The sequence below is a fragment of the Pseudoalteromonas sp. ESRF-bin5 genome, assembly GCF_002632075.1.
GTDB lineage: Bacteria > Pseudomonadota > Gammaproteobacteria > Enterobacterales > Alteromonadaceae > Pseudoalteromonas > Pseudoalteromonas marina.
The window spans coordinates 1-11897 of the sequence record NZ_NTLW01000224.1; the positions used below are offsets into that span (position 1 = coordinate 1).

The following is an 11897-nucleotide window of genomic DNA, read 5'->3' on the forward strand; positions in this document are numbered from 1 at the left end:
CTTACTAACTGACGTGCTTCAGCGCGTGTGCTAGCAAAACCCATGCGATATACAACATTGTCTAAACGTTGCTCTAAAAGCTGTAACAAGTTTTCACCTGTATTACCTTTAAGGCGAGCAGCTTCTTTATAGTAGTTACGGAATTGCTTTTCTAATACACCGTAGATACGACGTACTTTTTGCTTTTCACGTAATTGTAAACCGTAATCAGATAGACGACCTTTACGAGCGCCGTGCTGACCAGGTGCAGTCTCAAGTTTACACTTAGAGTCGATAGCTCTTACGCCGCTCTTAAGGAACAGGTCAGTACCTTCACGACGACTCAGCTTGAGCTTAGGGCCCAAATATCTTGCCATGTTATTTCTCCTAACCTATTGTTAAACGCGACGTTTCTTCGGTGGACGACAACCATTATGTGGTATTGGCGTCACGTCAGTAATGTTTGTAATACGGTAACCAGCAGCATTCAAAGCACGTACAGCAGATTCACGACCTGGACCTGGACCTTTGATGAAAACTTCTAGATTTTTTAAACCGTATTCTTGAGCAGCAGTACCTGCACGCTCTGCAGCAACCTGAGCAGCAAATGGTGTAGATTTACGTGAACCACGGAAACCTGAACCACCGGCAGTAGCCCATGATAGTGCATTACCTTGACGGTCGGTAATCGTTACAATAGTGTTGTTGAAAGAAGCATGAACATGAGCCATACCATCAGCAACTTGTTTTTTAACCTTTTTACGACGAATTGGTGTCTTAGCCATAATACTATCCCCTTATCGCTTAATAGGCTTACGAGGACCCTTACGGGTACGCGCGTTAGTCTTAGTTCTTTGACCACGTAGTGGTAAAGAGCGACGGTGACGTAGGCCACGGTAACAACCAAGGTCCATAAGGCGCTTGATATTTAATGTAACTTCACGACGAAGGTCACCTTCAACAGTGTACTTGCCAACTGCATCACGCAGTACGTCAAGTGTTTCATCAGAAAGTTCACCGATTTTTGTGGTCTCGGCGATACCAGTCGCTGCTAAGATAGCCTTAGAGCGAGTCTTACCTATGCCATAAATAGCTGTTAAACCAATAACTGCATGTTTATGATCAGGGACGTTAATGCCAGCAATACGGGCCACTAACACATCTCCTATATTCGAATTTGGTAATCAAAAGTTTGAAAAGCCCGTAAGGATACTCAAACGAAGACCAAATCACTACTAAAAACACAGGCCGAGAAATCTCAGCCTGCACGACTGTTTACTTAGCCTTGCCTTTGCTTATGCTTAGGCTCACTGCAAATTACGCGTACTACACCAGCACGTTTAATAACTTTACAGTTACGGCATATTTTCTTAACGGAAGCACGTACTTTCATTGCTCAACTCCGTAAACTGACCTTATCGACCGTAGCCTTTAAGGTTCGCTTTTTTCAGCACAGAATCATACTGATGAGACATCAGGTGAGTCTGTACTTGTGCCATAAAGTCCATGATTACAACAACGATAATCAAAATTGATGTACCGCCGAAATAGAATGGCGTTTGCCATGCCATAGTCATGAATTCGGGCACCAGACAGATAAAGGTTATATACAAAGCACCTGCCAATGTCAGGCGTGTCATCACTTTATCAATGTATTTAGATGTCTGCTCACCTGGACGAATACCTGGGATAAATGCGCCAGATTTCTTAAGGTTATCTGCAGTTTCACGAGGGTTAAACACCAACGCTGTATAGAAAAAGCAGAAGAAGATAATTGCCGCAGCTAATACAAGTGAGTACAAAGGTTGACCTGGAGTCAACGTTGTAGCAACAGCTTGTAATGCATCAGCGACAGGACCTTCACCTTGGCCGAACCAGCTAGCAATTGTACCAGGGAACAGAATTATACTACTAGCAAAGATTGGTGGAATAACACCCGCCATGTTTACTTTTAGTGGTAAATGCGTGCTTTGAGCAGCAAATACTTGACGACCTTGTTGGCGTTTAGCGTAGTTAACAACAATACGACGTTGTCCACGTTCGAAAAACACTACAAGATAAGTAACAGCGAATACTATAACCGCAACCATAAGTAGTACAAAAACATTCAAATCACCTTGGCGCGCCATTTCGACTGTCGAACCAATAGCAGACGGCAAGTTAGCTACAATACCAACAAATATTAGAACTGAAATACCGTTACCGATACCACGTTCTGTTATTTGTTCACCCAACCACATAAGGAACATAGTACCAGTTACTAAGCTCACCACAGCGGTGAAATAGAAACCCATACCCGGATTAACAACTAATCCGTTCATCATGCCCGGTAAGCTAGTAGCAATACCGATAGATTGAATAGTAGCTAGCACAAGCGTGCCGTAGCGTGTGTACTGGCTAATTTTTTTACGCCCTTGCTCGCCTTCTTTCTTAAGCTCTATAAACGGAGGATACATATGCGTTAATAGTTGCGTAATAATCGAAGCCGAGATATACGGCATAATACCCAGCGCTAACACTGAAGCTCGCTCAAGTGCACCACCACTGAACATGTTGAACATTTCAACAATGGTGCCCTTTTGTTGCTCGAAGAAATCGGCAAGTACAGCGGCGTCAATCCCAGGGATCGGCACAAATGAACCTAGACGGTAAATTATGATAGCGCCCAATACGAAGAGTAATCGACGCTTCAATTCCGAAAGCCCACCTTGTGCACTTTGTGTATCTTGACCTGGTTTAGCCATTTGTACTTCCTTAGTCTTCTACCTTGCCTCCGGCAGCTTCAATAGCTTCGCGTGCACCCTTAGAGGCTTTAAGACCTTTAAGTGTAACAGCGCGTGAAACTTCACCAGATTTAACAACTTTAACGAAAAGAACGTTCTTTTTAACTAGACCAGCTGCTTGTAACGCGCTTAGGTCTACCACATCGCCTTCAACTTTAGCGATTTCAAAAAGGTTTACTTCTGCAGATACTAACGATTTGCGTGAAGTGAAACCAAATTTAGGTAGACGACGTTGCATAGGCATTTGACCGCCTTCAAAACCAACGCGTACTTTACCGCCAGAACGTGACTTTTGACCTTTGTGACCACGGCCACCAGTCTTACCAAGACCAGAACCGATACCACGACCAACACGTTTAGGGGCAGTTTTTGAACCTGCAGCAGGTGAAAGTGTATTCAAATGCATGAAATTAACCCTCTACCTTAACCATGTAAGAAACCTTGTTTATCATACCACGTACACATGCTGTGTCTTCTAACTCAACAGTGTGATTGATACGACGTAAACCAAGACCGCGTAATGTAGCTTTATGCTTCGGTAAACGACCGATAGAGCTTTTTACTTGTGTTACTTTTACAGTTTGATTAGCCATGGTTACCCCAGTATTTCTTCTACGCGAAGGCCACGTTTTGCAGCGATAGACTGTGGAGAATTCATATTCTCAAGAGCCGAAATCGTTGCACGTACTACGTTGATTGGGTTAGTAGAACCGTAACATTTAGATAGTACGTTCTGAACACCAGTCACTTCTAGTACTGCACGCATAGCACCACCTGCGATGATACCAGTACCTTCAGAGGCTGGTTTCATGAACACTAGTGAGCCAGCATGACGTCCCTTAACAGGATGCTGTAATGTATTGCCATTTAGGTCTACATTGATCATGTTGCGACGTGCTTTTTCCATTGCTTTTTGAATAGCAGCTGGAACTTCACGTGCTTTACCATAACCAAAACCTACTTTACCTGCGCCATCACCAACTACAGTTAGTGCAGTAAAGCTAAAGATACGACCACCTTTAACTACTTTAGACACACGGTTTACCGCTATTAGCTTTTCAGCTAGATCAGGCTGTTGTTGCTTTGCTTCTACGTTAGCCATTGTCTACTCCTAGAATTGCAAACCGGCTTCACGCGCAGCATCAGCTAGCGCCTTCACACGGCCGTGATATTTAAAGCCACTGCGATCAAAAGCAATCTTTTCGATGCCTTTGTCAGCCGCACGTTCAGCAACCGCTTTGCCAACTGCTTGCGCAGCTTCAACGTTACCGGTGCCTTTAACTGTTTCGCTAATAGCCTTCTCAACAGTAGAAGCAGCAGCCAGTACATTACCCTCAGCATTAATTACTTGAGCGTAAATGTGACGTGGCGTGCGGTGGATAACAAGACGCGTTGTGCCTTGTTCAATATAATTTCTACGAGTGCGTTTAGCACGACGTAGACGAGCTGTTTTTTTATCCATCGTCTTACCTTACTTCTTCTTAGCCTCTTTACGGCGTACATTCTCATCTGAATAGCGAACACCTTTACCTTTATAAGGCTCAGGTTTACGGTATGCACGAATGTTAGCAGCTGTTTGACCAACTAACTGCTTATCTACGCCCTTAACTAGAACTTCTGTTTGGCTTGGAGTTTCAATCGTAATTCCTTCAGGAACTGCGAAATTAACTGGGTGTGAGAAACCAAGTGTTAAGTCTAAAACTTTACCCTTAGCTGCAGCACGGTAACCAACGCCTACTAACTGAAGTTTCTTCTCGTAACCTTCATGCGTACCAACAACCATGTTGTTGATTAGAGCGCGAGCAGTACCTGCTTGTGCCCATGCATTTGCTACGCCTTCACGAGGTAAAGTTGTAATAACGTTGTCGTTAACTTGTACTTCAACTGCGTCGTTGATAGTACGAGTAAGTTCACCGTTTTTGCCTTTAACTGTGATTTCCTGGCCTTTCAATGTAACTTCTACACCGGCAGAAACATTAATTGGTGCCTTTGCTATGCGAGACATAGTTCCCCTCCGATTAAGCTACAAAGCCAATGATTTCACCACCAACACCAGCACTACGTGCTGCGCGGTCTGTCATTAGGCCTTTAGAAGTTGATACGATAGCGATACCAAGACCACCCATTACCTTCGGTAATTCGTCACGTTTCTTGTAGATACGTAAACCAGGGCGACTTACACGCTGGATATTTTCAATTACAGCTTTGCCTTCGAAGTACTTCAACTCGATAGAAAGCTCAGGTTTAACTTCACCGTTAACTGCGTAGTCTACGATGTAACCTTCGTCTTTTAGTACTTTAGCTAATGCTACTTTCAGCTTTGAAGTTGGCATCGTTACAGATACTTTCTTCGCTGATTGACCGTTACGGATACGTGTGAACAAATCCGCGATAGGATCTTGCAAGCTCATAGTCTTACTCCCATGATTCTATTACCAGCTAGCCTTTTTAAGGCCAGGAATTTCACCGCGCATAGCTGCTTCGCGAACTTTAATACGGCTCATGCCGAATTTGCGAAGGAAACCATGTGGGCGGCCCGTAATGTTACAACGATTACGTTGACGTGCAGGGCTAGAATCACGAGGTAAAGCTTGTAGCTTAAGTACCGCGTCCCAACGATCATCTTCAGATGTATTAACATCACTGATGATAGCTTTTAGTGCAGCACGCTTTTCAGCATACTGAGCAACTAGTTTTGTGCGCTTTGCTTCGCGCGCTTTCATAGAATTCTTTGCCATAACCCTACCCTTATTTCTTAAATGGGAAGTTAAACGCTTCTAACAACGCACGGCCTTCCTCATCAGATTTCGCAGAAGTAGTGATAGTGATATCCATACCGCGTACACGGTCTACTTTATCGTAATCGATTTCTGGGAAGATGATTTGTTCACGTACGCCCATGCTGTAGTTACCACGTCCATCAAAAGACTTAGCACTTACGCCACGGAAGTCACGAATACGTGGGATAGCGATTGATACCAAACGCTCAAAAAAGTCCCACATACGCTCGCCGCGTAGGGTTACTTTACAACCAATTGGGTAGCCTTCACGCACTTTAAAGCCAGCAACAGATTTACGTGCTTTAGTGATTAAAGGTTTCTGACCAGAGATTGCAGTTAAATCAGCTACAGCGTGATCTAAAATTTTCTTGTCAGCTAGGGCTTCGCCCACGCCCATATTTAATGTGATCTTTTCGATCTGAGGGACTTGCATGACAGAGCTGAAACCAAACTTCTCTTGAAGCTCAGCAACTACTTTGTCTTTATATACTTCATGCAGTTTCGCCATCATTCTACTCCAACTATTAGATAGTTTTACCAGTAGATTTAAAGATACGTAATTTCTTACCATCTTCAATCTTGAAACCTACACGATCTGCTTTACTCGTTTCCGAGTTGAAGATCGCAACGTTTGATGCGTCCATAGACGCTTCTTTCTCAACAATGCCGCCAGCTTGGTTCAATTGTGGAACCGGCTTTTGGTGTTTCTTGATCAAGTTTATGCCTTCGACAAAGATTCGACCAGATTCAGTAACAACTGAAAGCACCTTACCGCGCTTACCTTTGTCTTTACCTGCTAGTACGATTACTTCGTCACCACGACGGATTTTTGCTGCCATGATTGGCTCCTTACAGTACTTCTGGGGCTAGTGAAACGATTTTCATGAACTTGTCATTACGAAGTTCGCGAGTCACAGGGCCGAAAATACGTGTACCAATTGGCTGCAAGTTATCATTTAAGATAACAGCCGCGTTGCTGTCGAAACGGATCAGAGAACCATCTGGACGGCGAACACCTTTTCTGGTACGCACAACTACCGCGTTTTTAACATCACCTTTCTTCACTTTACCGCGAGGAATAGCTTCTTTTACAGAAACTTTAATGATGTCGCCAATCGCTGCGTAGCGACGGTGTGAACCACCAAGGACTTTTATACACTGCACTTTGCGAGCGCCGCTGTTATCAGCAACTTCCAGCTGAGTTTGCATTTGGATCATGTTAATGACCTCCGGTGTAGTAATTACAACGTGTCTTAAAATTGTTTAAAATCAAGACATTTCGATTAAATCCCACTCAAAAACAAACGAGTTGTCTCTTAAGGGCGGGCAATTGTACCAGCATTGAGCATGTAGCGATAGGTTATTTTTTAATTAATTTAAGGACTGAGGGGATTTTATTAACGTTGCTAAAGCTATGTGACTATTTTTTCAATGGTTATAAAATAAACAAGGCACTTAAAAAGTGCCTTGTTTATTTTACTAGTGGTTACTTAGCCAAATAGTCCCTTTAATTTGTCTTTTACTTTATCTTTGGCTTTCTCTTTCGCTTTTTCTTTTGCGTCATCGAGTTTCTTTTTTGCTTCATCTTTTAAGGCATTACTTACATCAAGTTTAATTCCCACATCGTGAAATGGTCCTTTTATGCGTAACGGTATTTTAAAGCCTGTACTGTCATCGGTAGTGCCTTGACCTTCTATTGAATCTACAATCCCTGTTACCAAACGGTAATCAACTTTAGTGAGAGGTAAATCCACATCTCCTTCACCGGAAATACGAATCAGAGGGCTAATTAGTGAAAGGTCAGTATTGCGTCCAACACCTTTAATAAAATTAAAGCTACCTGTAAGCGCAGAAAAATCTGTTTGTTCTGCCTCTTCAAAGCCAGTATCTAATCCTTCAGAAGCGGCGCCAAAATTACCAGATATAATCTCTTTACCTTTACGAACCATTTCAGCAATGTTCGCCCCTTTTACAGCACCATCTGCAAACTCAAATGCCAACTTACCATTTAGCGCATCGATAAACGATTTTTGACTTTGTCCAGCTGTAGATAAATTCCAATTTAAAGAACCTCTACCGAGTACCTTGTCAAAACCGGTTGCATCAGTTAATAACGGCTGGGCATTTATATCTGTTAAATTAAAGTTTGTAGCTATTTTATAAGGCGCATTTTGAGCATCAATCGTAATTACACCTTTACCAGCGCCTTCATAGGCTGAAAAGCTATCTAAACTTAATTTAGCTACACCTTTATTTAGCGCCACTGTAAACTGGTTCGCACCCAGCTTTATATCATTTGCTATTAATCCACTAGAACGAATTACTACATTAGCATCTTGTGCTTTAAGGGCGCTTAAATCAATTTGAGTGTCATCCCAAACAATTGGCTCTGCCGGTTTGCTATCGCCTTCAGTCGGCTGTTCTTTTTTAGCAACGGCATCTGGCAAATAGGGATTAAGATCGAGCATCCCCAAATCTACATTTGCATTAATGGCTAAACGATTACCTAAACTAATTTCGCTTTTACCTTTAATTTGAAGTTCATCAAGCGTTGCAGTTAACTCTTCAAGTTTGAATTTTTCACCCAGTAAATGCATTTTACCATTTACACTAAATGCATTAAACGCATTATATTTCGCATTTAGGTCAACCCCCTGCCATTTAGCAATATTTTTTACCGACTCGCCATTGAGTGCTAATTGACCTTTTATGTCTTGCCCTTGTTTTGCGATTGAGCCATTAAATGTCAATTCAACCAAGCGCGAATCTAAATTTTGCGATACATTAAAAGCCTGACCTTCAATCGCTTTGGCAGGAGTGTCGAGTTTTACATCTAGTTCAAATCGCTCCTGCATATAGGTAACCCCCCCTTTAACCTCAAGGGTTTTACGTAATGAAGGAAGTAAAATAGCCAGCTCTAAATCGCTAATTTGCTGCTTGGCGCCCGTTTGACCATCTAGATATGTAAATGTACCGCCATAAATAGCGACCTCACCCAGCTCAATATCAAAGTTAGCAGGCAGCTTAATTGCCTCACCAGGCTCAGCTTGCTCTATAGGTTGCTCTGCTACAGCATCAAACAACTGCCAGTTAGCTTTGCCATTTTTATCTGTCTCTAATAAAATATCTGGTTCGTTAATAACAAACTTATCAAGCTTAAACTCACCGCCAAATAACGAGAACCAAGGTATATGTACTGCCAGCTGCTGCATACTTGCCATATCAGCTCGCGAACCTGTTTGCATATTAGCAAAGTGGACATCATTCAACTCTAACTTTAGTGCAGGAAACACACTAAGCGTTTTGTCACCATTAATTGTTAGCGTTCTTCCCGTCGTTTTTTGAACTTCCTCTGATACTTTATTAAAAATGGTATCGGTAGGAATTAAAAAAGGCGCTGCCACAATTAAAGCAATACAGAGTAAGAGTATTACACCAAAAATTTTGAGTAAGGTTTTCATGTTCGTCCTTTAAGCGGTCAAATTATGTTTTTATCATAGCGAGTGTTAAGCCTAAAAGCATTGCTGTAGATAAAAAAAGCTCATAAAAGCAGTTTACTTATTTCATATGAATCGTTCCTGAAACATTCTGATACCTTTAGGTTACAAAAAATAATTGACTCATTGATACCCCAGAGGTTACAAGAAATCAAATACTATTAAAGGATGAATACTATGAAACAACAAGATATTAAAACAGAAGAACAATTTATGAGACAAAATATACGGTTTTGTATAAGCGCTGGCGTAGTTTGTTTACTTCTCAGTGTTTACTCACTAACTAACCATAATATAGAAGAGATGATAGTTGTTGGAATGAGCGTTTTATTTTATATGGTTGTAACTGCAATTTTTATGATTAAAGCAAGCTTTCCGCTAAAAATGTATTTTAAATATGCTTATAAAGATGAGTTTCTAAACACCATTGACATTAATGCCTATAAACATACAAGTTGTGCATTTGGAGTTTGTCTTATTGGTGTTTTGTATAATAACGATTCAATACCTAGCGAGGTTTCGCATGCAAATATGGCAATATTTTACTTAGGTATTATGCTCTTAGTATATGGAGTATCAACCCTTTGGCAGAGCCGTGATTAGGAGTCAAAGTGCAAAATAACATAGCAAAATTTCGTAAAGAGGCGGGGCTTTCACAGCAAGAACTTGCCGATGCTATTAGCGTTTCACGTAAAACAATAAGTACAGTAGAAACAAATCGATTTACGCCGTCGGTCATTATAGCCCTTAAAATCGCAGCTCATTTTCACGCATCAGTTGAAAGCCTCTTCATATTAGAAGAGGCTGATTAATAACCGAGCTGGTTAGATTAACCCCGATTTTAAACACCATAATAATGCAGCGCGCAGGACAGCGCTGTTGTTATTAGTGTATTTGAGCTAAAATAAGCAATGCTAATACATATATATAAATCCGGAGTATCTACAAGGCATGAAAAAACTGCTAATTTCACCGTCAAAAATGACACTAGGCGAGCAAGAAAATCAAATCTATCAGAACATTCTGAAACAATCTTCAGAATTAAGCCTTAACCTTATGGCCGTGAAAGTAGAAAACCATCCTGATGATTTTTTACCTTGGTGTTACGAGCTATTAAACGCAAGCAGAGACCGTATTAACTACGATTTACTTGAGCCGCAACAGCTACCTGTTCTGAAAAAGCTGCATGATCAACTTATTTCAGCTATCAGCTTTTTACAAGTTAAAACGCTTCGTGTAGCCCCTTGGCCTGTGGTAAGTGTATTTATAGAGCAACATAAAGATGTTATTGCACTTGATGAACAACTTCGTTTAGCAAGTTACGTAAAAAGTATTCGTGAGCAATCATTAAAAGACATGATCCCTGAAGACCTTCTTGCTTTTACTGGCAAGCATATGGCTTCACTTGATCCAAGCACTTACGATTTTGATGTTGAGTGGTTTGCATCAACTAAGAGTGCTAAAGTTTTCCACCAACTCATTGGTGATTTACCGGGTGCGTTTGATGAAGCACTGGCTAATATTCCTCTTGAGGGTGACATTACCCATTACGAGTACCAACAGTTTGTAGCTGCTTATAGCAAAATATTTACTGATAGCAGTGAAAAGCCAACTCTTGCTCCGGCAACACGACTACTTGCAATGCGTCGCCCTGATATTTTTACGCCAATTACAAATAGCCGTTTAGACGCATTATGCTCAGCACTTGCGGTTACTAAACTTAAAAATAGTGATTTTGAGCGTTACTGGCAAGATATTGTAAAAGGCATTCAAGCTATGTCATGGTACAAAATGGCAAATGCTTCAAATGAACTAGAAGAGCAACTAGTGTCAATTAAAGCGCTTATTCCGTGCTTTTTTTACTACGCGGATAACAAAACACCAGATAGCTCTAACTATATTAAATTACTTAATAAACCAAAGCGTAGCACCACTAAAACGGGTAAAACACAACGCAGAGGTAAAGAGTCTGCTGAAATTTTAGTTGACCGCGCTTTGGCTGCCGATGATATTCCTGAGCATATTCGTAGCAAACGCGACTCAATAATCAGCGAAGTTCAAAAAGGCCGCAGTGTAAACGAAACAATTAGTCTAATGCGCACCATATTTGGCTAAATAATTCTAAAAAAGCTGTACTTTCATGGTGCAGCTTGATTATTTTATGCACCAGCGATGTGCGATAAAATATTTCTTCCGCATAATCTAAAGCACCCACCCCAAACGCAAGTCATTGTTAATAAAATACAAAATTTAATTTTAAAACAAAATAAACCAAGCTGGCACACACAGTGCAATTCTATTCTCAGTTAAACAATAAAAACGCATAAATCAAAAGGCTACGGTACTTCATAATAAAAAGCCTTCCTATGCAAAAAATCATATAACGGGAAATGGAACATGTTAAAACTAAAAAAAACAATCGCTTTTAGCGCCGTGGCATTAATGGCTGCAACGTCACTTACATCAACAGCAGTAAATGCTGAAGTGTCTGCCAATGTAGCAGCTACTTCAAATTACTTATGGCGTGGACAAGAACAAACTGGCGGCGACGCTGCTATTTCTGGTGGTATTGATTACGCTGACGAATCTGGATTTTATGCTGGTACATGGGTATCTAATGCATCTTGGGCTGACGAAATGACCTACGAGCTAGATTTTTACGCAGGCTTTGGTGGCGATATTAGCGAAGGTGTTAGCTACGATGTAGGTTACATTTATTATGCTTACCCAGACGCGGCATCAAGCGCAGATGCTGATTTCTCAGAAATTTACGGTAGCATCAGTGTTGAAGGCTTTACCTTTGGTGCATCAGTGCTTGCTACATCTGCTGCAAGTGGCGACGGTACAGACTTTGGTGA

20 protein-coding genes are annotated in these 11897 nt (G+C 41.3%); 4 read left to right on the plus strand and 16 right to left on the minus strand.

Annotated features, from left to right (window positions below; translation table 11 throughout):
- The 16 genes from rpsD to BCG07_RS13650 form a co-directional block, all read right to left on the minus strand.
- The coding region (gene rpsD, locus BCG07_RS13575) for a 30S ribosomal protein S4 (protein ID WP_286890549.1) at window positions 1-356 on the minus strand (356 nt) is incomplete at its 3' end.
- A gap of 21 nt (window positions 357-377) precedes the next feature.
- Window positions 378-764, minus strand: coding sequence for a 30S ribosomal protein S11 (gene rpsK / locus BCG07_RS13580; protein ID WP_002959471.1), 387 nt, complete (start codon window positions 762-764; stop codon window positions 378-380).
- Between the two features lie 12 nt (window positions 765-776).
- Complete coding sequence (rpsM, locus tag BCG07_RS13585; RefSeq protein WP_006794252.1) at window positions 777-1133, minus strand: 30S ribosomal protein S13; 357 nt, start codon at window positions 1131-1133, stop codon at window positions 777-779.
- Window positions 1134-1258: 125 nt separating this feature from the next.
- On the minus strand, window positions 1259-1372 hold the full coding sequence (rpmJ, locus tag BCG07_RS13590; RefSeq protein WP_002959476.1) for a 50S ribosomal protein L36: 114 nt from the start codon (window positions 1370-1372) through the stop codon (window positions 1259-1261).
- A gap of 22 nt (window positions 1373-1394) precedes the next feature.
- Window positions 1395-2723 carry a preprotein translocase subunit SecY gene (secY, locus tag BCG07_RS13595; protein ID WP_006794251.1) on the minus strand — a complete coding sequence of 443 codons (1329 nt, stop codon included), beginning with the start codon at window positions 2721-2723 and terminating at the stop codon, window positions 1395-1397.
- 10 nt (window positions 2724-2733) lie between these two features.
- On the minus strand, window positions 2734-3168 hold the full coding sequence (gene rplO / locus BCG07_RS13600) for a 50S ribosomal protein L15 (RefSeq protein ID WP_006794250.1): 435 nt from the start codon (window positions 3166-3168) through the stop codon (window positions 2734-2736).
- Between the two features lie 4 nt (window positions 3169-3172).
- A complete protein-coding gene (gene rpmD / locus BCG07_RS13605) occupies window positions 3173-3355 on the minus strand; it encodes a 50S ribosomal protein L30 (protein ID WP_002959482.1) in 183 nt (60 codons plus the stop codon).
- Window positions 3356-3357: 2 nt separating this feature from the next.
- Window positions 3358-3864, minus strand: coding sequence for a 30S ribosomal protein S5 (rpsE, locus tag BCG07_RS13610; RefSeq protein ID WP_006794249.1), 507 nt, complete (start codon window positions 3862-3864; stop codon window positions 3358-3360).
- A gap of 9 nt (window positions 3865-3873) precedes the next feature.
- Window positions 3874-4224 carry a 50S ribosomal protein L18 gene (rplR, locus tag BCG07_RS13615; protein ID WP_006794248.1) on the minus strand — a complete coding sequence of 117 codons (351 nt, stop codon included), beginning with the start codon at window positions 4222-4224 and terminating at the stop codon, window positions 3874-3876.
- Between the two features lie 9 nt (window positions 4225-4233).
- Window positions 4234-4767 (minus strand): 50S ribosomal protein L6, encoded by a 534-nt coding sequence (rplF, locus tag BCG07_RS13620; protein ID WP_286890554.1) that lies wholly within the window; start codon window positions 4765-4767, stop codon window positions 4234-4236.
- A gap of 13 nt (window positions 4768-4780) precedes the next feature.
- Complete coding sequence (gene rpsH / locus BCG07_RS13625; protein WP_006794246.1) at window positions 4781-5173, minus strand: 30S ribosomal protein S8; 393 nt, start codon at window positions 5171-5173, stop codon at window positions 4781-4783.
- A 21-nt stretch (window positions 5174-5194) separates the two neighbouring features.
- The gene (rpsN, locus tag BCG07_RS13630) at window positions 5195-5500 is read right to left on the minus strand and encodes a 30S ribosomal protein S14 (protein ID WP_006794245.1); all 306 of its coding nucleotides are present in this window, start codon (window positions 5498-5500) and stop codon (window positions 5195-5197) included.
- 10 nt (window positions 5501-5510) lie between these two features.
- Complete coding sequence (gene rplE, locus BCG07_RS13635; RefSeq protein WP_006794244.1) at window positions 5511-6050, minus strand: 50S ribosomal protein L5; 540 nt, start codon at window positions 6048-6050, stop codon at window positions 5511-5513.
- A gap of 16 nt (window positions 6051-6066) precedes the next feature.
- Window positions 6067-6381 (minus strand): 50S ribosomal protein L24, encoded by a 315-nt coding sequence (gene rplX, locus BCG07_RS13640; RefSeq protein ID WP_006794243.1) that lies wholly within the window; start codon window positions 6379-6381, stop codon window positions 6067-6069.
- Between the two features lie 10 nt (window positions 6382-6391).
- Window positions 6392-6760: a 50S ribosomal protein L14 gene (gene rplN / locus BCG07_RS13645; RefSeq protein ID WP_002959498.1), complete on the minus strand. Its 369-nt coding sequence runs from the start codon at window positions 6758-6760 to the stop codon at window positions 6392-6394.
- A gap of 272 nt (window positions 6761-7032) precedes the next feature.
- Entirely contained in the window at window positions 7033-9003 is a 1971-nt protein-coding gene (locus tag BCG07_RS13650) for an AsmA family protein (protein WP_286890557.1), read from the minus strand.
- Between the two features lie 213 nt (window positions 9004-9216).
- Between BCG07_RS13650 and BCG07_RS13655 the strand changes: the two genes are divergently transcribed.
- The 4 genes from BCG07_RS13655 to BCG07_RS13670 form a co-directional block, all read left to right on the plus strand.
- On the plus strand, window positions 9217-9642 hold the full coding sequence (locus tag BCG07_RS13655) for a hypothetical protein (protein ID WP_010557710.1): 426 nt from the start codon (window positions 9217-9219) through the stop codon (window positions 9640-9642).
- Window positions 9643-9650: 8 nt separating this feature from the next.
- Entirely contained in the window at window positions 9651-9851 is a 201-nt protein-coding gene (locus tag BCG07_RS13660) for a helix-turn-helix transcriptional regulator (RefSeq protein WP_010557711.1), read from the plus strand.
- Window positions 9852-9990: 139 nt separating this feature from the next.
- Entirely contained in the window at window positions 9991-11154 is a 1164-nt protein-coding gene (locus BCG07_RS13665) for a hypothetical protein (protein WP_010557712.1), read from the plus strand.
- Between the two features lie 282 nt (window positions 11155-11436).
- Window positions 11437-11897, plus strand: a 461-nt coding sequence (locus BCG07_RS13670) for a TorF family putative porin (RefSeq protein WP_286890560.1), incomplete at its 3' end; no start/stop codon positions are given.